At 45.7% G+C, this 26,037-nt stretch carries 22 protein-coding genes, 7 tRNA genes, 1 other RNA gene and 2 pseudogenes; 16 read left to right on the top strand and 16 right to left on the bottom strand.

The features are described from left to right. Nucleotides 1–123: 123 nt before the first annotated feature. The 3 genes from AC6R05_RS11040 to AC6R05_RS11030 form a co-directional block, all read right to left on the bottom strand. A complete protein-coding gene (locus AC6R05_RS11040) occupies nucleotides 124–852 on the bottom strand; it encodes a GntR family transcriptional regulator (RefSeq protein WP_500647373.1) in 729 nt (242 codons plus the stop codon). A gap of 177 nt (nucleotides 853–1,029) precedes the next feature. Beyond that, an RNA gene (ffs, locus tag AC6R05_RS11035) (signal recognition particle sRNA small type) lies at nucleotides 1,030–1,126 on the bottom strand. A gap of 224 nt (nucleotides 1,127–1,350) precedes the next feature. Then, on the bottom strand, nucleotides 1,351–2,094 hold the full coding sequence (locus tag AC6R05_RS11030) for a VP0952 family biofilm-associated protein (protein WP_239842464.1): 744 nt from the start codon (nucleotides 2,092–2,094) through the stop codon (nucleotides 1,351–1,353). Between the two features lie 51 nt (nucleotides 2,095–2,145). On the opposite strand from AC6R05_RS11030, the gene AC6R05_RS11025 reads away from it, so the two are divergent. Next, nucleotides 2,146–2,448 carry a DNA base-flipping protein gene (locus tag AC6R05_RS11025; protein WP_032549573.1) on the top strand — a complete coding sequence of 101 codons (303 nt, stop codon included), beginning with the start codon at nucleotides 2,146–2,148 and terminating at the stop codon, nucleotides 2,446–2,448. Nucleotides 2,449–2,494: 46 nt separating this feature from the next. Here the strand turns inward: AC6R05_RS11025 and AC6R05_RS11020 are convergent, their stop codons facing one another. After that, nucleotides 2,495–2,935 (bottom strand): YbaY family lipoprotein, encoded by a 441-nt coding sequence (locus AC6R05_RS11020; protein WP_500647372.1) that lies wholly within the window; start codon nucleotides 2,933–2,935, stop codon nucleotides 2,495–2,497. Between the two features lie 167 nt (nucleotides 2,936–3,102). On the opposite strand from AC6R05_RS11020, the gene tesB reads away from it, so the two are divergent. Continuing rightward, nucleotides 3,103–3,963 carry an acyl-CoA thioesterase II gene (gene tesB / locus AC6R05_RS11015; RefSeq protein ID WP_500647371.1) on the top strand — a complete coding sequence of 287 codons (861 nt, stop codon included), beginning with the start codon at nucleotides 3,103–3,105 and terminating at the stop codon, nucleotides 3,961–3,963. 93 nt (nucleotides 3,964–4,056) lie between these two features. On the opposite strand, the gene AC6R05_RS11010 is transcribed toward tesB, so the two are convergent. Then, nucleotides 4,057–4,755 carry a hypothetical protein gene (locus tag AC6R05_RS11010; RefSeq protein WP_500647370.1) on the bottom strand — a complete coding sequence of 233 codons (699 nt, stop codon included), beginning with the start codon at nucleotides 4,753–4,755 and terminating at the stop codon, nucleotides 4,057–4,059. 81 nt (nucleotides 4,756–4,836) lie between these two features. Beyond that, nucleotides 4,837–5,292 (bottom strand): Lrp/AsnC family transcriptional regulator, encoded by a 456-nt coding sequence (locus AC6R05_RS11005; RefSeq protein WP_032549577.1) that lies wholly within the window; start codon nucleotides 5,290–5,292, stop codon nucleotides 4,837–4,839. Nucleotides 5,293–5,441: 149 nt separating this feature from the next. Between AC6R05_RS11005 and AC6R05_RS11000 the strand changes: the two genes are divergently transcribed. Beyond that, a complete protein-coding gene (locus tag AC6R05_RS11000; protein ID WP_500647369.1) occupies nucleotides 5,442–6,506 on the top strand; it encodes a PLP-dependent cysteine synthase family protein in 1,065 nt (354 codons plus the stop codon). 91 nt (nucleotides 6,507–6,597) lie between these two features. Here the strand turns inward: AC6R05_RS11000 and AC6R05_RS10995 are convergent, their stop codons facing one another. Continuing rightward, on the bottom strand, nucleotides 6,598–6,918 hold the full coding sequence (locus AC6R05_RS10995) for a DUF1244 domain-containing protein (RefSeq protein ID WP_261903803.1): 321 nt from the start codon (nucleotides 6,916–6,918) through the stop codon (nucleotides 6,598–6,600). Between the two features lie 401 nt (nucleotides 6,919–7,319). On the opposite strand from AC6R05_RS10995, the gene elbB reads away from it, so the two are divergent. Beyond that, on the top strand, nucleotides 7,320–7,970 hold the full coding sequence (gene elbB, locus AC6R05_RS10990; RefSeq protein WP_500647368.1) for an isoprenoid biosynthesis glyoxalase ElbB: 651 nt from the start codon (nucleotides 7,320–7,322) through the stop codon (nucleotides 7,968–7,970). Between the two features lie 95 nt (nucleotides 7,971–8,065). Here elbB and vexH read toward each other — a convergent pair whose 3' ends face one another. Together vexH and AC6R05_RS10980 are read right to left on the bottom strand one after the other, a co-directional pair. Next, the gene (vexH, locus tag AC6R05_RS10985) at nucleotides 8,066–11,179 is read right to left on the bottom strand and encodes a vibriobactin export RND transporter permease subunit VexH (RefSeq protein ID WP_390519418.1); all 3,114 of its coding nucleotides are present in this window, start codon (nucleotides 11,177–11,179) and stop codon (nucleotides 8,066–8,068) included. Beyond that, entirely contained in the window at nucleotides 11,179–12,246 is a 1,068-nt protein-coding gene (locus AC6R05_RS10980; protein WP_032549582.1) for an efflux RND transporter periplasmic adaptor subunit, read from the bottom strand. The genes vexH and AC6R05_RS10980 overlap by 1 nt, the downstream gene beginning before the upstream one ends. Before the next feature lie 422 nt (nucleotides 12,247–12,668). Between AC6R05_RS10980 and AC6R05_RS10975 the strand changes: the two genes are divergently transcribed. The 8 genes from AC6R05_RS10975 to AC6R05_RS10940 all read left to right on the top strand — a co-directional run bounded on the left by AC6R05_RS10975 (nucleotide 12,669) and on the right by AC6R05_RS10940 (nucleotide 15,390). After that, nucleotides 12,669–12,753: transfer RNA gene (locus AC6R05_RS10975), tRNA-Tyr, on the top strand. 89 nt (nucleotides 12,754–12,842) lie between these two features. After that, nucleotides 12,843–12,927 (top strand) — tRNA-Tyr (locus AC6R05_RS10970). An 89-nt stretch (nucleotides 12,928–13,016) separates the two neighbouring features. Further along, nucleotides 13,017–13,103, top strand: a tRNA-Tyr gene (locus AC6R05_RS10965). Between the two features lie 91 nt (nucleotides 13,104–13,194). After that, nucleotides 13,195–13,279, top strand: a tRNA-Tyr gene (locus AC6R05_RS10960). A 113-nt stretch (nucleotides 13,280–13,392) separates the two neighbouring features. Further along, a tRNA-Tyr gene (locus tag AC6R05_RS10955) sits at nucleotides 13,393–13,477 on the top strand. Nucleotides 13,478–13,591: 114 nt separating this feature from the next. Continuing rightward, nucleotides 13,592–13,676 (top strand) — tRNA-Tyr (locus tag AC6R05_RS10950). 113 nt (nucleotides 13,677–13,789) lie between these two features. Next, nucleotides 13,790–13,874: transfer RNA gene (locus tag AC6R05_RS10945), tRNA-Tyr, on the top strand. 268 nt (nucleotides 13,875–14,142) lie between these two features. Continuing rightward, nucleotides 14,143–15,390, top strand: a complete 1,248-nt coding sequence (locus tag AC6R05_RS10940; RefSeq protein ID WP_500647367.1) for a hypothetical protein — start codon at nucleotides 14,143–14,145, stop codon at nucleotides 15,388–15,390. 83 nt (nucleotides 15,391–15,473) lie between these two features. Here the strand turns inward: AC6R05_RS10940 and AC6R05_RS10935 are convergent, their stop codons facing one another. Continuing rightward, nucleotides 15,474–16,382: a Tim44 domain-containing protein gene (locus AC6R05_RS10935; protein WP_032549584.1), complete on the bottom strand. Its 909-nt coding sequence runs from the start codon at nucleotides 16,380–16,382 to the stop codon at nucleotides 15,474–15,476. A 196-nt stretch (nucleotides 16,383–16,578) separates the two neighbouring features. Between AC6R05_RS10935 and AC6R05_RS10930 the strand changes: the two genes are divergently transcribed. From AC6R05_RS10930 to AC6R05_RS10920, 3 genes are all read left to right on the top strand, one after another. Further along, nucleotides 16,579–17,169 carry a TetR/AcrR family transcriptional regulator gene (locus AC6R05_RS10930; RefSeq protein ID WP_500647366.1) on the top strand — a complete coding sequence of 197 codons (591 nt, stop codon included), beginning with the start codon at nucleotides 16,579–16,581 and terminating at the stop codon, nucleotides 17,167–17,169. Between the two features lie 49 nt (nucleotides 17,170–17,218). Further along, nucleotides 17,219–19,093, top strand: a complete 1,875-nt coding sequence (locus AC6R05_RS10925) for an MFS transporter (RefSeq protein WP_500647431.1) — start codon at nucleotides 17,219–17,221, stop codon at nucleotides 19,091–19,093. Nucleotides 19,094–19,242: 149 nt separating this feature from the next. After that, on the top strand, nucleotides 19,243–20,163 hold the full coding sequence (locus AC6R05_RS10920; protein ID WP_500647365.1) for a YeiH family protein: 921 nt from the start codon (nucleotides 19,243–19,245) through the stop codon (nucleotides 20,161–20,163). 89 nt (nucleotides 20,164–20,252) lie between these two features. Here AC6R05_RS10920 and AC6R05_RS10915 read toward each other — a convergent pair whose 3' ends face one another. Both AC6R05_RS10915 and AC6R05_RS10910 read right to left on the bottom strand, forming a co-directional pair. Further along, nucleotides 20,253–20,420, bottom strand: a complete 168-nt coding sequence (locus AC6R05_RS10915) for a hypothetical protein (RefSeq protein WP_191907604.1) — start codon at nucleotides 20,418–20,420, stop codon at nucleotides 20,253–20,255. Nucleotides 20,421–20,527: 107 nt separating this feature from the next. After that, a pseudogene (locus AC6R05_RS10910) lies at nucleotides 20,528–20,917 on the bottom strand (LysR substrate-binding domain-containing protein); the annotation flags it as partial. On the opposite strand from AC6R05_RS10910, the pseudogene AC6R05_RS10905 reads away from it, so the two are divergent. Next, nucleotides 20,913–21,562, top strand: a pseudogene (locus AC6R05_RS10905) (glucose PTS transporter subunit EIIB); the annotation flags it as partial. The pseudogenes AC6R05_RS10910 and AC6R05_RS10905 sit on opposite strands and share 5 nt — an antisense overlap. A 109-nt stretch (nucleotides 21,563–21,671) precedes the next feature. Here the strand turns inward: AC6R05_RS10905 and menE are convergent. The 4 genes from menE to menH form a co-directional block, all read right to left on the bottom strand. Further along, complete coding sequence (menE, locus tag AC6R05_RS10900) at nucleotides 21,672–23,072, bottom strand: o-succinylbenzoate--CoA ligase (RefSeq protein WP_500647364.1); 1,401 nt, start codon at nucleotides 23,070–23,072, stop codon at nucleotides 21,672–21,674. A 74-nt stretch (nucleotides 23,073–23,146) separates the two neighbouring features. Then, nucleotides 23,147–24,154 (bottom strand): o-succinylbenzoate synthase, encoded by a 1,008-nt coding sequence (gene menC / locus AC6R05_RS10895; protein WP_500647363.1) that lies wholly within the window; start codon nucleotides 24,152–24,154, stop codon nucleotides 23,147–23,149. 74 nt (nucleotides 24,155–24,228) lie between these two features. After that, entirely contained in the window at nucleotides 24,229–25,095 is an 867-nt protein-coding gene (gene menB / locus AC6R05_RS10890; RefSeq protein WP_032549592.1) for a 1,4-dihydroxy-2-naphthoyl-CoA synthase, read from the bottom strand. 132 nt (nucleotides 25,096–25,227) lie between these two features. After that, nucleotides 25,228–26,028, bottom strand: coding sequence for a 2-succinyl-6-hydroxy-2,4-cyclohexadiene-1-carboxylate synthase (menH, locus tag AC6R05_RS10885; protein WP_500647362.1), 801 nt, complete (start codon nucleotides 26,026–26,028; stop codon nucleotides 25,228–25,230). Nucleotides 26,029–26,037: the final 9 nt, after the last annotated feature.

The raw sequence follows: 26,037 nt of genomic DNA, 5'->3' as shown, positions 1-26,037 counted from the left end.
TTTTTCACTGTCGTTTTTTTGTTATTCGTCACACTTGTTATTTATTGGAAATGCATAAGATTGCTTACATTCAAAACCTATAGCTAAAAAAATAGCCCACAAACGTGGGCTATTCGACATTCTCTAAACTCGTGCGGTTATCTCAAAATCATACAAGCTAGATTTATAGTAAACCGTTGAATACTCGTAGATCTTCAGCTCTTCATAGTAGTTTTGTGATTGGTTGATCAAGATAGGATCAAGCTCCCCAACATCCAATAACTTCTGAACATTAGCGTCAGGCAGCGCCGGTAATAACTTTTGTTGCGTCTTGACCATCTCAATACCGTGACGACTCAAATATTCGAACTTCGATCCCTTGAGATCGTCTTTTGTTAGGTTGGGAAGTAGTACTCGTGGGATGTAGAACTCTTCAAATGAGACGACTTGATCGTTAACCAGTCTTAAACGACGAGCAAAATTAACCGGCTCGCCAACAGCGATATTGAGTTTTTTAGCGACAAGCTCATCTGCAGGTTGCACCTCAAAGGCATCGACAATATTGGTCGCTTCTAGACCCGCACCTGCCGCCTCTTGCGCCAAACCAGACATAGATAAGAAGTCATGACGCAGTTTATTGGATTTAACAAAGCTGCCCTTTCCTTTCTCTGAGAAGATGTAACCACCATCATTGAGTTGCTGCAGTGCTTTACGCACCGTTACACGGCTGACTTTCAGCAGATCCACGAGCTGATTTTCAGACGGGAGCTTGCTGCCCGCAGGATAAGTGCCTTTATCAATCTCGCGCTTTAACTCTCCCGCGACTTGAATGTACAAAGGCTGCAAATTTTTTTGCTCAAATAACTCAGTCATAATTCCATAAAAACTAAGGGGGTTCGGTTCATATTACTCAAGCTATCAAGGAATACCAAGCCTACAGAGCGAGAGAAAACAATTTCTAACCAAAGAGATGGGTAATATTTTGAAGAGATTTTGGCGAACACCAGAAAGCAAAAAGCCGCTCGTTAAGAGCGGCTTTTTTAAAGGGTGGGAACCCAGCCACATCCCGGCACACAAGTCACTCGCTGCGGCTGCTTCCTTCCGGACCTGACCGAGTTCACGAGCTATTGTTGCGGGAGGACCAGGCCCCCATAGATTCGTTTTCTAAGAGGCTTGCCTCAAAGAGTGACTGGATTATTAAGCATCCCCGCAACCATTGCAAGCCCTTCCACCCTATTTTTAAACAATTGTGGTCTAAGTGCTTATCCTTTATTCAAACCACAGGCAAATCGCAGGGAAATTGGTCACTTACCTGCGATTAAGGTGAGGCGAACAAGAACGGTCATCGTTGCGAATGTACGATTCACTCGCTTAGATATCGATGTCTTCGTTATCTTCCGTGCGAATGATGTAGTCGGTCATCCATGCCGTACCCAACAAGCAGAGCCAAACCACAAACACAGGGCTTGGTACCTCAATACTCGGTGTAATCACCAAAGCCGCAAAGCCTGCTGTCGGTAATGTCCAGCACAGCAGCTTGTTCCAGCGGAAGGTTTTTAGTTTAGTCATCGCCTCCATTGACGCCATGATGCCCGTCACGCACAAGGCCACCAGTGCCGCATAAGGTAGGTCTGCTATCCAGAGTGGCAATATTAAAAACAATGACCACCAGCTATGTCGGCTGGCCGGTTTGAGATGATTGGCTGCCCACCAGATAACCATAATGGATAGGGTTTGAAGAACGGTTACCCAAGGCGTACCATCAAGCTTGCCTGCAGATTGAGTTACCATAATACCGACTTGCAGCGTCGTGACAATAAGTCCAGACACCACCACTACCGAGAGGCTGCTGCGACGAGAGAATACCACCATCAACAGTGGGAATAGCACCCAAGCGCTGACTGATAAGGTAATTGGCTGCATAGGCAGGGTTAAGCCATAGATGGTCATTGAAGCAAGCAGTGCCAAGCCTGCTACTCCCCCTTGCGGCAAAATCCATAGCGCGGGGATAACCATAGCCAAAACGGGAATGTCGCCGTCACTTAAACTAATTGCTCGGGCACAAACAACCGCTAATAAGGTTGTCACTAAGAACTGAAACGTTGAAAATACCATAGCTCTCTCCTTCTACCGATCCGTGGTATTAATGAACTAGGAATAGTTAGTATGGACCAATTTTTACCCCAAATCTTTGCTGTAATTCACCAAATTCCCTATGGGAAAGTAACAACTTATGGAGACATAGCACGTTTTTCAGGCTTTCCAGGCTATGCGCGTCACGTAGGCAAAGCTTTGGGCAATTTACCAGAGGGAAGTCAGCTCCCTTGGTTTAGGGTCATTAATAGTAAAGGCGAGATTTCGCTAAAAGGCGAGGACTTCGAGCGACAAAAGCGTCATTTAGAAGCGGAAGGCGTTGAAGTGAGTGAGACAGGTAAAATTAAGCTCAGAAAATACAAATGGCAGCCGTAACGCTGCCATTGTTCTTTATTCAGTTCGTTCTCTTAGAGAGCAACAATTAACGCACACCTACTAAACGCAAATCCAATGACTCTGTGCTCTCTGCATCTGTGATTACAGGTGCAATCGTATCTGTTGTGAAACGTAGCTTACTATCAACATGGATACTTGCGCGCACATTGTAGCGATGGTTCGCCTTAATCTGGCTAGCATCGTACTTCAATTCAAAAGCAAATGGGACCTGCTTGCCATCGGTTGTGAATTCTTGAGTTGCCAATACCTTTGAAGGTGCATCAGCCAGTGAGATATCTTCTAGTGTTACCGTTACTAGTGCATTTTCAGGAAGTGCAATGCGCTCTCGGTAACTTACCGTACCGGTTACCATTTTCATGTTTTCTGCGACAACCTGTTGAGGTGCCTCACTTTGTTCAGTGGTTTGGCAGCCAGCTAGGAAGCCAAAAGAGATTAAAGACGTTGCGATTAATAAAGCCTTTTTCATAAGATATTTCTCTCAATGTGTTTGCCGGATATAGCAAAACTGAATGCTAATTATAAGAGAGCTTTCATATTCTGTCTTGAAACCCTATGATTTATTGACAGATATTTGACTGAGTGGCTCGGTTAACCCTTTAACCTGCTCTCATTTTATTAAGAGGTACTCTGGCAATGAGTCAACCATTAAAAGAACTACTAAGTTTACTTCAGCTAGAAAAACTGGAAGAAGGTCTGTTTCGAGGACAGAGTGAAAACCTTGGACTGCCACAAGTTTACGGCGGACAGGTACTTGGCCAAGCGTTGTCTGCTGCGCGCTATACGGTTGAGGAAGATCGCAGTGTCCATTCGTTTCACAGCTACTTTCTGTATCCGGGTGATCCAGAGAAGCCGATTATTTATGATGTAGAGAACTTACGAGACGGGCGCAGCTTCAGCACTCGCCGTGTTAAAGCGATTCAAAATGGTCGTCCTATCTTCTACCTCACCGCTTCATACCATGGTGATGCTGAAGGCTTTGAACACCAAAACACCATGCCAGATATTCCTGGCCCTGAGAACTTTGCTTCTGAGACTGAACTGGCTAGCCACATCGCGGAATTTTTACCAGAGAAGCTACGTAAAGCCTTCTGTGGTGAAAAGCCAATCGAAATGCGCCCTGTAACCGTGGTCAACCCACTCAAACCAAAGAAAACTGAGCCAAAACAATACCTATGGGTACGTGCTAACGGTGAAATGCCAGATAACCACCTGATTCATCAATATCTACTGGCTTACGCTTCTGATTGGGGTTTCTTGGTTACGGCTTTACATCCGCATGAAGTTTCGCTGATGACACCGAACTTCCAAGTCGCCACGATTGACCACTCAATCTGGTTCCACCGCCCATTCAAAATGGATGAGTGGCTGTTGTACGCGATTGAAAGCCCAACCGCGAGCAACACGCGCGGTTTAGTTCGAGGTGAGATCTACAACCAACAAGGTCAGTTGGTGGCAACGGCGGTTCAAGAGGGCGTAATGCGCTTTACTAAGTAGTTCTCGTCAAGCGTAGCCAATATTGTTAAACCAAAACACAAAGGGCTTGAGTACTAATCAAGCCCTTTTCTATGTTCTTAATGGTTCAAATACCTATTCTGCAAGCGGTACTTCTTCTTCACCCTGAACGCGAGTCTTAATCCCATTACCAGCATCGCGAATCAAGTTGATTGGTGACAACACCACCCCTTTCACTGTCCCTTCAACTGCCCCTTGAGTCGCGGTTTGAGCTAACACTTTACTCTTATCCACCAGCTCTGTTGCCTGATTCAAAATCCCTGGAACCTCTTCTCTTAACTGAGCAGATTCTTGCACAACGACAGGGATCACCTGTTCACGATAAGCTTGGCTTTCTGCCAGCACAGGCGGCACCACATCCACTCGGTAACGTGTGACTTCGTTGAGAGTCGGAGGTATCACATCCGTTCTCAATACTTTAATTTCTTTCAATACGGTAGGCACCGTCTCTGTTCTTACATTTTTCACTTCAAGCAGAATAGATGGGATCTTACTGTCCACTGAAGCGACGGTTTGATTAACCTCATCAACGGTTTGACGCACCGCTTCTACAGTCAACAGTACCTCTGGAGCTAGCTCATCAATATGCTCGGCTAACGCAAGAAACTCTTCCACTTTGAGCTCCTTGGTAACAACAGATAGGTCGTCAATCACCTGTGGGTAGGTATCCACCACCTCACCTACCTTATTGGTAAAAGCGAAGATGCTATATCCCAAATAAAAAATCGCCGTCGCCAATAGCAACTGAATGGCCATAGAGATTTTTGCTTGCATAAACGTCCTTATTTTCCTGATTAGTACCTTGAGTTAGCTCATTGATGCCTTGCGTTAACCAAACGACACCCTTTCCATTAATTATAGCGGCAGTGCGGTTGTGTATTTCAAAGGTTCCATTGCAAATGTCGAGGTCACATTAGAGAGGCCATCCACACTGTTCACTAGGCGCTTATAAAACTCATCAAAACACTTCATGTCTCTGACCTGAACTTTGAGCATGTAGTCATATTCGCCAGCCATTCGGTAGAACTCCATCACTTCTGGGAATTCTGAAACCGTGCCGACGAAACGCCCGTACCATTCATGTGAGTGGTCGCTGGTTTTGACCAAAACAAATGCCGTAAAAGATAAATCCAGCTTCTCGGGGTTAAGCAGCGCAACACGTTTTTCTATCACCCCCTCCTCTTCTAAACGCTTGAGGCGCTTCCAACAAGGAGTCGTAGTGAGGTTAACGGCTTCCGCAATATCGTTAAGTGACAGTGTGCTGTCTTGCTGTAGCAGACGCAGTATTTTTTTGTCCGTGGCATCGATCATGTTTTTAATAAAAGCCTATAAAAGAGAAATTTTTTCTACTTAGTCATCAATATGCAGTAAATATAGCAAAGTTTTTCTCTGCGGTTCCCGCTAATTTAGTGACATAGCAAAGATAAAAATGACAACGTCAAATTTCTGGAGATACCCCTATGTGTACTGACCATAAATGGATCAACAACGCCATCCGCAAAATCGAAGCAGACTTTCAACGTTCCGCTGATACTCACCTTATCCAGCTTGATTTACCGAGTGTCGAAGGCATCGATATCTACCTAAAAGATGAAAGTACACACCCTACGGGATCTCTAAAACACCGCTTAGCACGTTCACTTTTCCTATACGCGATTTGTAATGGCTGGGTTGGTCCAGAGACCACTATCATTGAATCTTCATCTGGTAGTACTGCAGTATCAGAGGCGTATTTTGCTCGTTTGCTTGGCCTACCTTTCATTGCTGTTATGCCAAAGTGCACAGCCAAGAAAAAGATTGAGCAGATTGAGTTCTACGGCGGCCAAGCTCACCTCGTTGATCGCTCTGACCAGATTTATGCTGAGTCTCGTCGCCTTGCTGAAGAGCTGAATGGTCACTACATGGATCAATTCACCTATGCAGAGCGTGCAACCGACTGGCGCGGTAACAACAACATCGCCAACTCGATTTTCAACCAGATGCAAATGGAAGATCACCCTATCCCAGCATGGGTCGTGATGAGCCCTGGCACCGGTGGCACATCTGCAACCATTGGTCGTTTCATCCGCTACCAACAACATGAAACACAACTGTGTGTGGTAGACCCTGAGAACTCGGTGTTCCACGACTTCTTTAAGACAGGCAATGTAGACCTCACTGGCGACAAAGGCAGTAAGATTGAAGGCATTGGCCGCCCACGCGTGGAGCCAAGCTTCATCACAGGTGTAATTGATGAGATGCGTACTATTCCAGATGCAGCAAGTATTGCGACAACGCACTGGTTATCTGAACTGCTTGGCCGTAAAGTCGGCGCTTCAACAGGTACAAATATGTATGGCGTATTACAGCTAGCAAGCGAGATGAAAGCACGTGGCGAGAAAGGCTCTATCGTGACTCTGTTGTGTGATAGCGGTGAACGTTACCTAGACACATACTTTGATGACGAGTGGGTTCGTGAAAACATCGGTGATATTGAGCCGTTCGCGGAAAAACTCAAAGTGTTTAACCAAACCGGCGAGCTGTAAACACTCGTTTGTTTAAACAATACCGAAAGGATTAAAACAAAAAGCGGCATGAAAAGGTTCATGCCGCTTTTTTAATATGGGGTCGAGTTGTTTACTCAGGCTTTTGCTTCGCTTCGAACGCGGCTAGCTGCTCTGGTGTCGCTTTCGGTTGGTGGTTCTGTTTCCACTCATCATAAGTCATTCCGTATACGCGCTCACGAGCATCATCGATATCGATGTCTAGACCTTGTTGCTCTGCCTCGGCTTTGTACCACTTACTGAAACAGTTACGGCAGAAACCCGCAAGAATCATTAGATCAATGTTCTGAACATCTTTGTTGTCATCTAGATGTGCCAACAAACGACGAAAAGTCGCCGCATCCAGCTTGTCTTGTTCTTCTTGAGACAGATTTTTATATTTGAATTCAGCCACTTTACATTCCTTATTCTGTTCTATTTGTATTGAGCTCTGTTGTTATACAAAAAAAGTGTCAAGCGCGCCAGGCACAAGTCGTGCTTTTTCGTTGTGTATTAGAAAGTAAACGTCATCCCTTAAATATGCTTAGTATCCTAACCATTATGGCTGGTTTATCTTGCAGAGTAATCTTAAGAAATGTGCGGTATTTGGTATCAGAACATAGGTCAACAAATCACAAACAACCGCTTGATTTGCTGATGAAAAATGCTGAATCTAAAACTAATGATACGGTTCTACCTCGAAACCAAGACGACAAAATAACATTAACAGTTCAACGCTAAGGCTCTGAGTTAAAGATGTTCAAGCCACTAAAACGTTGAACACCATTACACGACCATCAAACCTTAGGGACTACCATGAAAAAAATCGCTGTGATTTTAAGTGGCTGCGGTGTATTTGACGGAGCCGAGATCCACGAAGCGGTATTAACGCTGCACGCTATTGAAAAAGAAGGGGCGACATGGCACTGCTTTGCTCCTAATATCGACCAGTTACATGTGGTCAATCACCTTACCGGCGAGGTAACGGAAGAGTCACGCAACGTACTGGTCGAGTCGGCGCGAATTGCTCGCGGCAATGTTCAAGATGTGAAACAACTCGTTGCTCAAGACTTTGATGCTTTGATTGTGCCGGGCGGTTTTGGCGCAGCGAAGAACTTAACCACCTTTGCCGTTGCTCAAACAGATTGCCAAATCAATGAAGATGTTAAGAACGCATGCCTTTCTTTTGCACAAACGAAGAAGCCGGCTGGCTACATGTGTATTGCGCCAGTGATCATTCCAATGGTTTACGCTTCTCAAGCAAAAGGCACAATCGGTAACGATGAAGGAACCGCTAGCGCATTCCAGCAGTTAGGTGGCGTGCACCAAGAGTGCCCTGTGGATGATATTGTTATCGATGGCCAGCACAACATTGTCTCTACACCTGCTTATATGTTGGCTGGCTCTATTTCAGAAGCCAACTCTGGTATCGAGCGTTTGGTAAAAGAGGTTGTCGGGAGAGCGTAACGACTAGCTGATTCACTCCTATATTGTTCCAAGCATTAAAAAAGCTCGACTTCAATTCAGAAGCCGAGCTTTTTAATATTCAGTCCAAAGACAATCTACCCGTGTGAGGTACGACCTACCGTATCGTGACTCAACGCTTTATTCAGTTCAGACTCAACGTGACCTGGAGCTCTTGTCGCACCTGAGATCAGACGATACATCGCTGGAATAACGAACAGAGTTACCAGTGTCGCAAAGCCCATACCGAAGAAGATAACTGTACCTACCGCGACGCGGCTCTCGTAACCCGCACCGGTTGATGTAATCAGCGGAATAGCACCTGCCAGAGTGGTAAACGCTGTCATCATGATTGGACGCAGACGACGCGCAGACGCATCCACAATCGCTTTTTCAAACTCAATGCCACGATCACGCAGTTGGTTGGCAAACTCAACGATCAAGATGCCATTCTTAGTTACCATACCGATCAACATGATCATGCCGATCTGACTGTAGACGTTCAGACCTTGGCTCATCAGCACCAAACCTAAGAAACCACCGAAGATCCCCATAGGTACAGTGAACATCACCACCAACGGGTTGATGAAACTTTCAAACTGCGCCGCTAGCACGAGGTAAGCAACCAACATCGCTAAAGCAAATACCACTAGAATGCTCGATTGGTTCTCTTTGAAGTCTTTAGACTCGCCAGAGTAGCTCACCGAGATATCACCTGGCAGCATCTCAATCGCCTGCTCATCAAGGAAATCAAGGGCTTCACCTAGAGTATAGCCATCCATTAAGTTCGCCTTAATGGTGATCGACTTCTGCTTGTTGTAGTGAGACAAACGAATGGACGATGCAACTTCTTCAATCTTAGTTAGTGTATCTAGCGTGACTAGCTCACCAGACTGGGTTCTCATGTAAATCTGGCTGAGATCATTGGCGTTGTTGAAGCTGTTCTCATCACCACGCAGGTAGACATCGTACTCTTCACCACGCTCTACAAAAGTGGTTTCACTCTTACCACCTAGCATAATCTCTAGCGTGTCTGAGATATCTGAAACACTCACACCAAGCTCAGCAGCGCGTTGCTTGTCGACAGTTACCAACAGCTCAGGCGTCTTCTCTGAGTAGTCGATATCGGCACCTTCCATCATTGGCGAGTCTTCAGCCGCTTGCTTGAGGATCTCAGCCCATTTTTGCAGTTCAGGGTAATCCGAACCACCAAGAACAAACTGAACAGGTTCGCTCGAACCGCCGCGGAAACCCGGCATGAATGGGAAAATACGAACATCCGGAATTCCCGTCAGCGCTTTTCTCACTTGACCTAGCGCTTCTTGAGCGGTCGCTTCACGCTCATTCCAGTCTTCTAGAATCATGATCACGAAGCCAGTTTGGTCACCTGCATTACCGCCGAATGCTGGCGACTGTAAGCTGAACGACTTCAAGAACCCTTGACCTAGTAGCGGCATCAAACGCTCTTCAACCAGATCCATGTTGGCGGACATGCGGTTATAACTGGTTGCATCTGCACCACGAACAAACGCGAAGATCACACCTCGGTCTTCTTGTGGTGTTAGTTGTGCTGGCACTTGTTGCATTAAGCCGTAGCTGCCGCCCAGACATGCAATAATGATGATTGGTGCGGCCAAACGCCACGCCAGAGCACGACGCAAAACGCTGCGATAGCCTTTCTCTAGCTTGCCGAAAACGCGCTCAACGAAGTGATTGAAACGATTCGGTTTCACGTTAGCTTTTAAGATCTTACTGCCCAGTACTGGCGTCAGTGTTAAAGCAACTAACGAAGAGAAGATCACCGACATTGCTAATAGCACTGAGAATTCAGTGAACAGCAGGCCAACCATGCCATCCATAAAGGAGATAGGTAGGAATACCATCACCAGTACTAGCGTTGTTGCAACAACGGCAAAACCAACTTCGCGCGTACCTTTATAGGCAGCAAGCAGTGGCGATTCACCACGTTCGATGTGGTGGAAAATATTCTCGACTACAACGATAGCGTCATCCACTACCAGACCAATCGATAGAATTAGCGCCATCAAAGTGATCAAGTTAATCGAGAATCCAAAATAGTACGCTGCAATAAATGAAGATATTAGAGATACAGGCACCGTTACTGCAGGAATCAAAGTGGCACGTGCTTGGCCGATAAACACGTATAAAACCAAGATAACCAAGCCACCTGTGATAAACAGGGTGCTGTACACCTCTGTAATTGAGCGGTCAATGAAGACAGTTGAGTCGTAGTCAATCGCTAAGCGCGTACCGTCAGGTAAGAACTTTTGAATGTTCTCTACTTCTTTGTGAACAAGGTCAGCCACTTCTAGCGGGTTCGCATCCGATTGCGGCACAATACCCATGCTCACGTTGACGATACCGTCACTCTTAAAGGTCGAGTTTTCATTCTCTGCGCCAATATAGACATCAGCAACGTCTTTTAGGTAGATCGGAGAGTTGTCCGATGCACGCTTAACAACTAGATACTCGAAGTCTTCCGCTTGGGTATAAGAACGTGCAGTACGAACCGACATTACGATCGCATCGTTACGTACCTCACCGCCCGGGCTCTCAATGTTCTCGTTGCGTAGTGCAGTAGTAATGTCCGTTGCCGTCACACCACGCCCCGCCATCAACTCAGGCTTGAGTTTGACGTACATAACCTTATATAGGCCACCCGAGATATCAACCGAGCTAACACCTGAAATCAAACTGAACCTATCGATAAGCACACGCTCGGTGTAGTCCGTCAGTTGAGTTCGGTCCATTTCAGTGGAGCTAAGGTTTATGTATAATGAAGCTTCACCGCTACCATTGTTCTTATAAACAATCGGATCGTCCGCTTCATCAGGCAAAGAGCGTTGCGCACGGGCTACCGCATCACGAACATCACTAACACCAGTATTAAGGTCATAGCCGAGTTCAAAAGTAATAGTGATACGTGAAGAGCCGTTTCGAGTCGTCGACTCGATCTCATCTATCCCACTAATACCAGATAGCTGATCCTCTAGATTGGAGGTAATCTGGCTTTCAATGATGGTCGCAGAAGCGCCTTCATACCGAGTACTAATAGAAACAACTGGGCTCTCGATATCTGGCATTTCTCGTACGGCAAGTTTGCTGAACGAAACGATACCAAACACCACTAACAGCAAACTGAGAACCAGCGCTGCTACTGGTCTTTTTACTGAAACATCAGATAACAGCATTAGTTAGATTCCTCTTGCTGAGGTTGACGCTTCGCTGATGTTGTTACACCAAGCTCTTGTACCTGAACGCCATCGCGCATGTTCACAATGCCTTGGACCACGATCTTCTCACCAATATTGATGCCTTTTTCGATAACCACTTCGTTACCAATACGAGCACCTAGGAATACTTCCGTACGCGTCGCTTTGTTATCTTCGCCGACGACATAAACGTAACGTTTAGTGCCTGAGTATTGCAGAGCCTGCACAGGGATAATCGGCGCTTCAACGGGTGGGAAGTCCATCTCAGCTGAAACGAGCATACCCGGCTTTAGATAGTCGTTCGGGTTATCGAAGTGAATACGAACACGCAGGTTCAGTGTTTCTGTGTTAATGCGTGAGTCGATACCCACGACAGTGCCTGAGAATTCAGTATCGCCCCATGCGCTTGTGCGTGCTGTTACTGTCATACCTTTTGAAAGCATCGCTAGGTAACGCTCTGGAACCTGAAGATCTAACTGCATCACAGATAAGTCATCCAGTGTCACCAATTCAGTACCTGAACTAACGAGTTTGCCGCGGCTAAAGTCAATAAAACCCACGGTGCCAGAGAATGGTGCTGAAATATGAAGATCTTTTAGGTTGGCATTTGCTGCTGCTAGTCTCGCAAGTGCAATCTCTACACTGGTTTTCTGCGCATCGATTTCAGTTTGTGTGATAGCGTTTCTTTTTACTAAGCGCTCAAACTCGGCCAATTTACGACGTTCGTCTTTTAGATACGCTTTTGCTTCTGCCACCGCCGCTTTGGCTTTGTCGTCATCCAGTTGAACCAATAGCTGGTCTTTCTTAACTTCTTGGTTAGCTTTGACATGAATAGAGTCAACTTTGCCAGAGATCTCAGAAGAGATGATCACTGATTGCTCAGCTTCTAGCTTACCAACCAGTGAAAGTGACTGGTTAACTTGATGAATATCGACCTGCTCAGTAACGACAGTCACTGAGCTTGGCCCCATGCGCTTAGCAACTACGGCTGGAGACGCCAAGATGATAGATAAGCTAAGTAGAGATAAAATGGATTTATGTGTCATAACGATAGTCTGTAAGTTAGATTCGAGATCTCTATAAAGTAATTAACCGTATTCTATCAACTGATAGCAACGAATAACGTCAAGAAGTGTAAATGTCGCTAAATTATGCTGACATTCGGTAAAATATCGCGAGTCCAGCCAACTTTAATGGTCGACTAAATACAATTACTTTCGGCATTTACGGTAATTACGCACTCTATAATTTAGGACAGCAATACGGTACAGCCAGAACATATGTTCACTTACCGAGCAAAACGCGCACTTTTCGCTATCTTTGCCCAAAAAGGCAGCATTCAACACAAAACCATAAGAAAAACTCTTTACAGGTTAAACGTGTTTGCTATGATGCGCTCCGCACTTGAGAGATGCGTTGGGAAAAACATTTCTTAAGCCTATCCACTAAGAGATAGGAAAACACCCCTGGAGGGGTTCCCGAGTGGCCAAAGGGAGCAGACTGTAAATCTGCCGGCTCCGCCTTCGATGGTTCGAATCCGTCCCCCTCCACCATATTCTTCTTAGCTCATTAGAGATAAGAAAACCTCAATTGAATCGTTGGGAAAACTTCAATTGAGCCTATTTTAGATAGGAAACACCCTGGAGGGGTTCCCGAGTGGCCAAAGGGAGCAGACTGTAAATCTGCCGGCTCCGCCTTCGATGGTTCGAATCCGTCCCCCTCCACCATATTCTTCTTAGCTCATTAGAGATAAGAAAACCTCAATTGAATCGTTGGGAAAACTTCAATTGAGCCTATTTTAGATAGGAAACACCCTGGAGGGGTTCCCGAGTGGCCAAAAAGGGAGCAGACTGTAAATCTGCCGGCTCCGCCTTCGATGGTTCGAATCCGTCCCCCTCCACCATATTCTTCTTAACTCTTTAAGAGATAAGAAAACCTCAATTGAATCGTTGGGAAAACTTCAATTGAGCCTATGTCAGATAGGAAAATACCCTGGAGGGGTTCCCGAGTGGCCAAAGGGAGCAGACTGTAAATCTGCCGGCACTGCCTTCGATGGTTCGAATCCGTCCCCCTCCACCATATTCTTCTTAACTCTTTAGAGATAAGAAAACCTCGATTGAATCGTTGGGAAAACTTCAATTGAGCCTATGTTTTAATTGCTTTTAGCTTTTAAAGACTGGGGAAAACACCCTGGAGGGGTTCCCGAGTGGCCAAAGGGAGCAGACTGTAAATCTGCCGGCTCCGCCTTCGATGGTTCGAATCCGTCCCCCTCCACCATATTCTTCTTAGCTCAATAAGAGATAAGAAAACCTCGATTGAATCGTTGGGAAAACTTCAATTGAGCCTATGTTTTAATTGCTTTTAGCTTTTAAAGACTGGGGAAAATACCCTGGAGGGGTTCCCGAGTGGCCAAAGGGAGCAGACTGTAAATCTGCCGGCTCCGCCTTCGATGGTTCGAATCCGTCCCCCTCCACCATATTCTTCTTAACTCTTTAGAGATAAGAAAACCTCGATTAAATCGTTGGGAAAACTTCAATTGAGCCTATGTTTTAATTGCTTTTAGCTTTTAAAGACTGGGGAAAAAAACCTGGAGGGGTTCCCGAGTGGCCAAAGGGAGCAGACTGTAAATCTGCCGGCTCCGCCTTCGATGGTTCGAATCCGTCCCCCTCCACCATATTCTCTTAAGAGATCGAAAAGCCAACTCACTGAGTTGGCTTTTTTTGTATCTGACCATACTCATATCGCCGTAGATTTGGCTCATACTTTGTAGACCTACAAAACTTGATGCATTCAATACTTCTAATTTTTCTTCCATTCGATATGCGCGAACCTTGTTAATCGATTGATACATATCAATATTTTATAAAACAACAAGCATAAAGTCCCCTTGCGAATACTAATTAAAAAGCACAATGTCTTTTAGGCTAAGCAAGGAAAGAAACATGAGTAATCACAATTGGATGATGGTGAGTCTGTGTCTTATCGGATTAACAGCGTGTGGCGGTGGAGGCTCGAGCTCTCCTTCTACTCCGGTATCATCTGCTATTTCTACCAATCAATATCTACCTGCGCAGAATGGTGCAGCTTGGACTTACAGCGACGATAACACAGGACAAAGCTATAAAGTCACGAGTTCTCCAGTCACGGTAAACACCGACGGCGGTGAAACATTCTCGCTCAACTGGCCACACAGCGGGTTCAGGCAATCCTTTGAATATAAAGATCAGAGGCTTTATCTAGATGGCCTCACCTTTAATAAAGTCATGGTGAATGGCACCCGTTACACAGCTCAATTTGATATCTCCACAGCTCCCTTTCTTCTACTCCCGGCTTATGCGGAATTAGGCGAACGGTCAGACGCAGGCTACAGCGAAGCGACTACAACAATCACGCCCGACCCGGGGCCCGCTTATACTAGCGTGTTACCAATCTGGAAAAACCACGGAATTGAGACCGTTGTGACTCAACATGGCTCTTATGAGGCAGTACATATTGAGTTTGTTTTAGCGTTTGATGTTACGGTCTACTCTCCAACATACGGTGCAATTAATCTTGACCAAATCTCATTGAGGCAAGAACTTTGGTTTACGCCGAGTATCGGTATCATCAAAATCAAGGACACCAGTGCTTCAGTTACCAATCCAACCGAACTCACACTCGATGGCTTCAATCGTTTTAGAGACGAAGATGACGAAGTCACAGCAACACTGCCAGCAGCCATTGAGATTGACGAACAAAGCCCTTGGAAAAACTTACACAGTGCCTTTGGTGTTGATGCCTTTTACGGTACTTGGCAAGAAAGTGCCAACACCTGTTCACCAGGTCCAACAGATGATTCTCGCTATCAACTTACGTTGTCTGAGCAAAGTTACACATTAACCAAAGTCACCTACCAAAATGGCGACTGTGGTGTTGAGGGAACAAACGTATTTAAAACAGAGTCCGTTAAAAGAGGTGGTTATACGTTTATTGATGATGGGCAACAATCAGATTCGGTATCACTTAAGCTCAGTGTTCAGTCTGAAACTCTACGCGAACAACTTCCTGATGGTCCTTGGGGTGAATACTACGATGGTACCAGTGGCGTTGAAGAGATCATCAGTCTCAAAAAGACTGCCGATGACCAGCTAAAATTTGAGATCTATGACTGGGGAAGTATGCACAACCATACGTTGAACTATACCCCTTAGCTTCACAGATGATTTACCACCAATAAAAAAGAGCCCTTGCCATAACAGCAAGGGCTCTTAATCTAATCACGAAACTGGATTAATTAGCCTTGGATACCAACGATCAACCAAGGTGCATTTGGCGCAGTAAGGTCGCGCTCTAAGTGCCAGATGTCCGTAATATCTTCTTCGATACCTTCAACTGAGTCACGGTAGCGACCGCTGAATTGAAGACTCAATTGCGCCTTGCTGCCGTCATGGTCAGCACGAACAATTTCCGCATCTACGTACATTACGTCTGTATGTTGCTCACCTTCAAGCTTGTTGCGCTCTGCTTTTAGGTCTTCAAACAGACTTGGAGATACATATTCTTCAATCGTGTTCAGTTCATTGTGATTCCAAGCGCCTTGTAGGGTACGGTAGTGCTCACGAGAACCGTTAATGAATGCGGCTTGATCAAAACCCGGTGGGTAGTTATGAGGAACATCGCTTTGTGCGCCAAAACCAAAACCGCCAGCTGTGCCTTGTGATTGAGGTTGTGCTTGTTCAAAGTTATGAACGTTTGGCTGCTGTTGTGGTTGCTCAAACTTGTTCTGACCCATACCACCAAATGCAGGCTGTTGGCCGCGTTGCTGATTCATTGAGCCCTGCTTAGCACCCAACATGCCACGTAGGAATTTAAATGCTAGGAACGCAATCAGACCCATGATCAGGATATCCATGAACTGGATACCTTCAAAAGCGCCACCAAAGAATGCCGCTAACAGGCCACCAGCCAGTAGGCCGCCTAATAGACCACCCATTAGACCTTTTTTACTAGAGCCAGCCGCATTTGTCTTGCCAGCTTGGTCTTGCTTAATCGAGTTTGTGTTTTGCTGTTGTTGTTTAGGAGCGGGAGCCGTTTTGAAACTTTTACCAAATGACTTACCACCACCAAACTTTTTCGCTTCTGCGATTGGTGTCACCGCGACTGATACCATCATAATCGCGATTAGTGAGAAAAATCGTTTCATTCTTATCCTTTATAGGTTTCGTTATCTTTCGACTCTTTAATCATACTCGTTAACAATGAACAATGAAATATTCACAGCCGCTACACATGTATCATAATATTGCTGAGATTAATTTAACCCTTGTAGAGTAAAGCATTGACGCCTACTAGAGCGGGCGACTAAAATATTGAACGTTGTTCATTAATAGAAGTTCACCATGGCCAGAAGAAACGATCACACGCGCGAGCAATTAGTTCAGCTCACACTCGACACAGTTACTCAATTTTTAGAAGAACACTCATATCACGAGTTGAGCCTTCGAAAAATCGCGAACATGATTGGATATGTGCCAAGTACCCTTGTTAATGTATTCGGCAACTACAACCTGCTTCTTCTGCACGTTGTTGCTAAAACACTTGATGAACTGTCTGCTGAAGCGGCCGTGGCAGTTGAGCAATCAAGCAACCCACAAGATGCACTGTTTAACCTAGCTTACTGTTATCACGACTTTGCTCTTAAGCATCCAAACCGTTGGCAATTGGTGTTCGAACACAACATGAATGGTGAAAACCTACCTCAGTGGCAATCGAACCGTATCGATAAAATGACGGGTATGCTTGAGCAACTGTTACTTGCTATTGCCCCGCATCACACTGAAAAAGAAGTACTGAAAGCAAGCCGAGTATTATGGTCTGGCGTGCACGGTATTACGCTGCTGAGCGTCGATGACAAGTTCTTCGCTTCCGAGCCAATTGATGGTAAAGACCTGATTAATAACTTATTATCAAATTACTTAACCAATTGGTAGACCATTACAGTGGCAAATGAATAAGGTCGCAAATGAACAAGGTTCGTATATGAAGAGCAGCAGCCAATCTTCGCTGTTAACGCAACAAAGGTTCCTACCCTATTTTATTACCCAGTTTCTAGGGGCCTTTAACGACAATATCTTCAAGAATGTGTTGCTGCTGTTTGTCGCTTTCGCTAGCGTCGACACATTACCCATCTCTAGCAACCTTTTCATTAACCTGGCTGCTGGTCTGTTTATACTGCCATTCTTCCTGTTTTCTGCACTGGCAGGCGTACTCGCGGACAAATATGAAAAGTCATGGTTCATTCGTAAGGTTAAGCTGCTCGAAATCGTGATTATGTCGTTAGGTGCGATTGGCTTTATCTACGAAAGCTACGGCATTCTTTTGCTCTTACTGTTCCTTATGGGAACTCAGAGTGCTTTCTTCGGGCCAGTGAAATACGCACTATTGCCTCAACAACTTGAACCTAAAGAGCTTGTCTCCGGTAACGCTTTGGTCGAAACCGGCACCTTCCTGGCGATTCTTATTGGTACTTTAGGCGCAGGGATTATTGCCTCTCATGAGAGTGCAAAGATCGTAGCCTCGGTGTGTATCGTTCTATTCGCTGTAATGGGTTATGGCGCGAGCTGCTTTATCCCAAATGCGCCAAGCAATGCGCCAGACATGAAAATCAAATGGCGACCAATTGCTCTAACGCGCCAAACACTAAAGATTGCTAAAAAAGACCGTCCGACTTTCCAAGCGCTGATGGCCATCAGTTGGTTCTGGTTCTTAGGCGCAGCGTACTTAACCCAATTCCCTAACTTTACCAAGATTCATTTGAACGGTACCGAGAGCGCGGTGGCTTTCTTGCTAGCACTGTTCTCTGTTGGTATCGCTATCGGTTCATTAGCTTGTGACAAGCTCTCTAATCACCGTATTGAGATTGGTATCGTTCCTATGGGAAGCTTGGGTATTTCCTTGTTTGGATTGCTGATGGCTCTTTCAGTCCCAGAGAATTTGCCTCAATTCGAATCCTTTGATCAATTTATTGTTCACTCTGATCTCTGGCCACTGTTTGCATACCTACTGCTTCTTGGTATTTCCGGTGGTATTTTCATCGTTCCGCTGTACGCCTTAATGCAGTTCAGAGCTGAACCAAACGAACGAGCTCAAGTAATTGCAGGGCTAAACATTTACAACTCTCTGTTTATGGTTGGCAGCGCAGTACTCGGTATCATCTGTTTAAGCCTGCTTGAAATGGACATTGTTGACCTGTTCATTCTATTGGCCGCAATGAATACGCTCGTGGTTCTGTACCTCTTCTATCAAGTGCCTATTTACGCATTCAGATTTTTCACTTGGGTTGTAACTCATACCATGTATCGAGTGAAGCATAAGAATCTACATCACTTGCCTGAAAAAGGCGGGGCGTTGATTATTTGTAACCACGTAAGCTATATGGATGCACTACTACTGAGTGCGGTTTGCCCTCGTTTGATTCGATTTGTAATGGAAGAGGACTACGCTAAGCTGCCGCCTATTCGCCGATTCTTAAAACGCGCTGGGGTAATTCCGATTTCAGCGACCAATCGACGCTCAATCCGCAATGCTTTCAACGAGGTCGAGCAAGCTCTGCATGATGGACACATTGTCTGCATCTTCCCTGAAGGGCGTTTAACGTCTGATGGTGAGGTGGGTGAGTTCATGCGCGGTATGGAGCTGATCATCAAGCGTTCTCCTGTTCCAGTCATCCCAATGGCATTGAAAGGCCTTTGGGGTAGCTATTTCAGCCGCTACAAAGGTCGAGCTTGTAAAGGCCTACCAACTCGATTTTGGACCAAACTTGAGATTGAAGCAGGCGACGCTATCGATCCAAAACAAGCTTCATGCGATGTACTGCATCAGAAAGTCGTCGAACTGCGCGGTGATTTTCGCTAGATAACACGTCTCACAACCGCGAGCACCATGGCAAACGAACAAACGTTCAGTTTTTCTAAACGTTTGTTCAGTTCATTTAGACTTACTTATCGACTGTTTAAACGTATAGTGCTCTCTAACTTAACTTAATAATAAAAACTGACACCATCATGAGCTTCAACAAAAGCATCCCTTTTTACCTTGCGGCCCTTTTCTGCCTAACACCTTGGGTAAGCTCCCCGACAGCACTTGTTATCGGCTTTCTGCTCGCAAGTTTAGGCTTGGTTCCAGCTAACCTTGAAGTCGGTAAAATTACTAAGAAGCTGCTCGCCTACTCTATCGTTGGCTTGGGCTTCGGGATTCAATTTGAGAAAGCGTTGTCAGTAACTGGCGATGGTATTGGACTTATTGTTACCACCATCATCGGCACACTAATGATTGGTTGGTTCTTAGCAAAACGCATGGGATTAGACCGCACGACGGGTTACTTAATCTCTTCCGGTACCGCGATTTGCGGTGGTAGTGCCATTGCCGCGGTCGCTCCTGCGATTAAAGCGGATGACGAGCAAATTGGTCTAGCTCTGGCTACTGTGTTCGTATTGAACTCAATTGCGCTGTTTATCTTCCCAATGATTGGTCACGCACTAGAGCTTAGCCAACACACCTTTGGTACATGGGCGGCAATCGCAATTCACGATACCTCATCTGTGGTGGGTGCAGCATCGGCTTATGGTGAAGAGGCTTTAACAACCGCAACAACGCTTAAATTGGCAAGAGCCCTATGGATCATTCCAATTGCGTTAGTCAGTGCGATGATCTTTAAAAGTGACCAAAAGAAGATCACCATTCCCTACTTCATTTTCTTCTACTGCGCAGCTATCGCCGTGAGTGACCTACTGCCGCAATTTGAAATGGTCTACCAAGGAATCTTTGATATTTCCAAGCGCGCTTTGGTGGTTTGTTTATTCCTAATTGGGTGTGGTATCTCTGTTGAAAAGCTCAAAGCAGCCGGGCCTAAGCCATTGATGTTTGGTATCACGATGTGGGTATTGATCTCTGTTGGATCGTTAAGTTGGCTGTTATTCGCTTAATTTAAAAACGCCTTATGCCAAAACGCCTTAATCCAAAAAGAAAAACCCTCACCAATGCAATCACAGTGGTGAGGGTTCTTTGTATCTGGTTACTGCTCTTGTACTGAGGTATTGGCTTGACTCTCTTGTTTCTTCATCATAACTAGCACAACCACCAAGATAAATGCGGTGAACTCAGCCAGAGATCGAGTCAGTCCGTGTGAGGTCACTGCCTGTCCAATTTGCAGCAGTACCGCAAAGATCAGCGCTATTTTCATAACCGAAGCCTTATTCACTAGTCCCTTAGAATTAGGCTTTATTATGATGGATAGTTATAAAGATAATAAATTCTGTTTTGAACTATTTTATCTCCAAATCAACTAACCTAGCTCAGTTGCTCCTGTAACCATCGAATAAATGTCCTGACTTTAGGGCGCTTTTCAGTCCCTAGCGGACAAATCAGTTCATAGCTTTTATTCGTTTCCATACTTGGATAAGGCGTAATGAGCTCACCAGTTTCTATGTACTGCTTAACGAAGTGATAGCGTCCCATCGCCACTCCAATATTGTGTAGAGCACTCCTCACTCCCATATCGCGGTGACTGACACAATAGAACTGTTCAAACAGATTTACGTCCAGTTGATGATGCTTTATCCAACGCTGCCAAACATCAGAACCCAATGCATGAATAAAGTTAATCCTGTGTAAGGACTCTAAACCATCTTCAAAAATGTCATTTTCCGCCGCATAACTCGGAGTGCAGACGGGGATGTACCACTGCTCTGATGCGAAAAACAAAAACCAAGTATTCGCAATCACGCTTGCAGCGGCAATGGCATCATTCTTTACCGGTATTACAGAGCCACTGGAATTCAGCTTCATGTTCTTAGCACCAGTACTGTTCTTGATTCACGCTGTGTTAACAGGCTTATCACTGTACATTGCGGTAAGCATGGAGTGGATAGCAGGCTTTGGATTCTCGGCAGGTTTTGTTGACCTAGTACTATCGAGCCAAAACCCACTAGCGACTAACTGGTACATGTAATTGGTTCAAGGTGTGGTGTTCTTCGCGCTTTACTACAGCATCTTCCGCTTTGCGATTATCAAGTTCAATCTGCGCACTCCAGGTCGTGGTGAAGAGATGGAATCAGAGGATAAAAGTGAATCTCCGGAAGCATTGGTTAACCTAACCCAGAACTACATCGAAGCGATTGGTGGTGCAGATAATATTCTTGAAGTGGACAACTGTATCACTCGCCTCCGCCTGACAGTAAAAGACTCGTCAGTAGCAGATAGCGAAGCCTTGAAAAAGCTTGGGCGGCTGGCGTAGTTCCGGTGGGCAAAGGTGGACTACAAGTCATCATTGGTCTAGGAAAAGTCGATAAAGTGGCGGAGCAAATGAAGAAGGCACTTGCTTAATCTAAACAGATACCTTCTTTAACAAGAACTAAGAATTTGTGATGGCTTCACCTCCATCACAACCCCCTGAAGCGCAATTATGACTAGTCACCGTGTATTGCGCTTCGTTTTATTGATGCCTAGCTTCCTTAAGCCAGCGTGCAAGGTCAGCTCTTGAAACTTTAATACCTTGTTGATCTAGCACTGGCATACGATGATACTCGATCGGCAATTTGAATTTCTCTAAACGCCCCACCAGCTTTTCGCAGAACCAGTCCTTGGTAGGTAGCTCAACACAATCAACAATGGCGACAGGGCGAAAACCAAACTCACGGTCCTCTACAGGTACAACAATCGCTTGATTGATACCCGACAGTTTACTCAAGGCTTGCTCTATCTCTTCACAGTGAATGTTCTCGCCACCTGAGATAAATTGGTTATCTGCACGACCAATAATCAACAGCTGATCATCGACCCATTGCCCTAGGTCTTTGCTATTAAACCAACCTGTTTCATCAACCAAAGGCGTTAGATTCCCCTGATAGTAGTAGCCGCTAGCTAGCGTCTCTCCAGCGATGTAGATTCTGCCATCGTCGACTTTTAAACGCCGTTGAGGAAGCACAAAGCCTGTTGTATTGCTCTCATCAACAGGTTTAGCCGTCACCGTCGATGCTGCTTCCGTCATGCCATAACCCAGCCAGGTTTTAATACCACGCTGGTTGGCTTCTTGAGCCAATTGATTTGGAATATGGCTACCACCGAGCAGCACATGACTCAATGAAAGTGGACACTCACTATCAAGCAAACGCCTAAGCTGAGTCGCTACCAGCGATGCATGTGTACAGCCATCAATATCTTGATCTAGACCTTGATTACCCACTTTAAGCGTCGCGCCAGCCACCAGCCAGCGATAAAAAATGGCTAAACCCGAGACGTGGTACATGGGTAGGCTGAGCAGCCAAGTATCATCAGAACCAAACTTAAAATGCTCTAACAACCCTGTAGCCGAAGCAATGTGTTGCTTAGCCGTGTGTGCCACCGCCTTTGGGTTGCCAGTAGAACCGGATGTAAACACGATGGAGGCAAGATCATTCGTTTCACCCGAAGATTGTTTCAGTGGGCGTGGTGTAAAGCCTAAAACCTCTTCTAAGCTTGGGAGCCGGATGAGCTTTGCATCGACATTCAACGCTTCGCCACACTCACCTGTGATTGCAACGAAACGCTCTTTCCCATCTGAATAAAGGGTCTCTAGCTTTTGTTCCAGTTTCTTCGACGGCTGAGGCATCGTCATCGCAACCAAAACACCAAGATTAAGAGAAGCGAGATAAGCGAGCACTAACTCACTGCTGTTTTTGCCAACAATGGTGAGTACGTCACCTTTGGAAAGACCTTGCGTAATTAAGTAGGCGCTATAGCGTTGGACTAACGCATCGAGCTCGCGCCAATTTAGCGTGTGTGATGGGGTGATTAACGCACGGCTGTCTGGTGAAGCACTCGCCCACTGTTGCCATAATGAATTGGTAAAGGTCACAAGCGTACCTAATGCTGAAAGAGTAAGCTCACCACAACGTGATGAGCTGCACTGATGTGAATACTACAAGAGCGTTAAGACTGCCAAATCAACTGCTGGTTTTCTAACGTCTCTAGTGGTAAATCGCAGTTTGGCCAAGCGACTTCAAGTTGGGATTGGAGCAGACCAATAGTGTCTAACCCCGGCACTTCCTCTGGCAAGTATTGATGGGCCAAACGAGCAATCTGAGTCAGACCAAGGCTAGTTTCAATGCTAGAGCTAAGAACCGGCTTAATACCCAGTTGTTTCGCTCGCTCAATAATTGCAACGCAGCGTTCTACTGAACCAATCAGTGTTGGTTTAATCACCACCGCTTTAGCACCTGTGAGATCGCTAAGATTGAAATCTGGTCGCTTCACTGCATCTTGCAGGGTTTCATCCCACGCAATCGCGACACCGTTATCAATTGCAAACGCTAGACTATCCTCCGGCTGCTGACACGGCTCTTCGATAAAGCTAATACGCTGGCGCAGCGAAGGGGAGATATATTTAATGAACTGCTTGGCTTTTTCTGGTTTCCAAGCGCGATTGGCATCCAGTCTCAAGCTTAGGTCTGGAATTGACTCTAGGAAAAGACTGACTAGCATCCCATCGCGAATCGCTTCATAAAGGCCCACCTTCACTTTAGCGACCTTCTCACCTTCCATCTCATTGAGTACAGGAATGAGTTCATCAGGGTCTCCTGTACACAGAGGGGCAGCACGGTAATTGCCCTGCTCTCCCAACTCACCTTCAAGCTCCATCATTGCCATCGACAAGCCAAATGCAACCGAAGGGTAAAGCTCTTCATAAGGCGTCAAAGGCTTGTTGTGGCTCCATAACTCCAACTGTTCTTGAAGTTGAATACCCGCTTGCTCGGTATTCTCTAAGCTAAAGCCAGGTAGAGGAGAAACCTCACCTAGCGCTCGCTTGCCGTCTTGCTCAAGCTCGATAACGTAACCTGTACGTTGACTCAGCTTGTTATCACGCAGAACCACACCGCTATCCATAGGTAATTGATAACGATAGAGTTTAGCTGTGCGTGTAGAATTCATTGTGTTCATAAGTCTTCCTAGTGAACAAAGCATCAAAAACACAAAGAGCCGCATTGTGCGACTCAGTGTGGTAGTAGATTCGATTATGGGTTACGCGGGAACTTGTCGAAATCGGGGCGACGTTTCTCGTTAAATGCGTTTCGACCCTCTTGGCCTTCTTCTGTCATGTAGAACATCATGGTCGCATTACCCGCTAGTTCTTGCAGACCGGCTTGACCATCACAGTCAGCGTTCAGTGCTGCTTTTAGGCATCGTAGAGCCATCGGGCTGTGTTGTAGAACCTCACGACACCAACGTACTGTCTCTTTCTCTAAATCCTCTACAGGAACGACTGTGTTCACCAAGCCCATATCTACAGCTTCTTGTGCATCGTAGAAACGACATAGGAACCAGATTTCGCGCGCTTTCTTCTGACCAACGATACGCGCCATGTAAGATGCGCCCCAACCACCGTCAAATGAACCCACTTTCGGGCCTGTTTGACCGAACTGAGCATTTTCAGCAGCAATTGTAAGGTCACACATCATGTGCAGTACGTGACCGCCACCAACAGCCCAACCAGAAACAGCTGCAATGACAGGCTTAGGACAAGTACGGATCTGACGTTGGAAGTCCAGAACGTTCAAGTGGTGCGTACCAGAATCATCTTGGTAGCCGCCGTAGTCACCGCGAATGCTTTGGTCGCCGCCAGAACAGAATGCTTTTTCACCGAGTCCGGTAAGAATAATCACGCCAACTTTCTCGTCGTAACGAGCGTCAGCCAGAGCGTTAATCATCTCTTTTACAGTTTGTGGACGAAACGCATTGTGGACTTGAGGACGCGCAATCGTAATCTTTGCAATACCGTCGTCTGACTTGTGGTATTGGATATCTTCGTATTGACTGCCTACATCGCTCCAATTTACTGCTGCGTATAGTTCTTCTTCGGTGATGCCTACTGTTTTCGCCATGGTGGTTCCCATTGTTATATTCATGATCACAGCCGATATTCGGCGGTGTCGCAATCTCTGTTTATATCAATTGCTAGATATGTCGAGTGCTGTTTACATCAAGCGTTTTTACGTAATGCGTTGAGTGCGAGTTCAATCATGCTTGCTAATGCATTGGATGATCAAATTCGAAAATAGTTCAGGCTGTTCAAAATGGACATTATGCCCAGCGTGATCGACCTGACTACATTCAAAGCCGCTACTCTCCGCCAATTCAATGAATTTACGATCTTTTTTACCACAAATGTAATGCAGCTGATGCTCACAAGATTTCAATGTGGCACGTAAATCCGGTTGCTTAGCCAGTGATGTAGATAACAACATATTTGCTACGGATACTCCAAGGTTACCACTACGCTTTATCACTAAAGTTTGTCTTTGCTCATGATTTAGTGAAGAAAAGACACTTTGCTGATACCAATCGTCTAAAACATCTTCAATTGATTGCTGTGCAAAGCGTACCGCCCATTGAGTGTCATGCACTAGGCGCTGTGCTCTTGCGTCATCACAGTCGAGTCCGAAGTTGCCTCCTTCTACCATGACTTTCACCAAATTAAGCGCTTCAAACTTACCACTGGTTACTCCATACATCGCTAAGCGGCCACCCAGTGAGTAACCAATCAAAACAATAGGATAGTCATCAGGTAACTGATATTGCTGAAACTGAAATAGAACGTTTTGGACGATTTTCTCGCAGCAGTGATCAAAACCAATAGGATCAACAAAACAGCTCTTACCGTGCCCCGGCAGATCGATACACAAGCGCGGGTATTCAGACAGATATGAGTGACATGCACTCCAATCCTCTCCGCTTCCAAGTAGACCATGCAAGAACACAAGCAAAGGTTTCTCTGATGAGGTTTGCTCAGCGGGGTAGTAAGTGGAGAAAAGCATGTCGACTCC

This window comes from Vibrio sp. R11-SG3-ISO9 (assembly GCF_059834255.1).
This window is presented reverse-complemented; position numbering and strand designations above follow the sequence as displayed.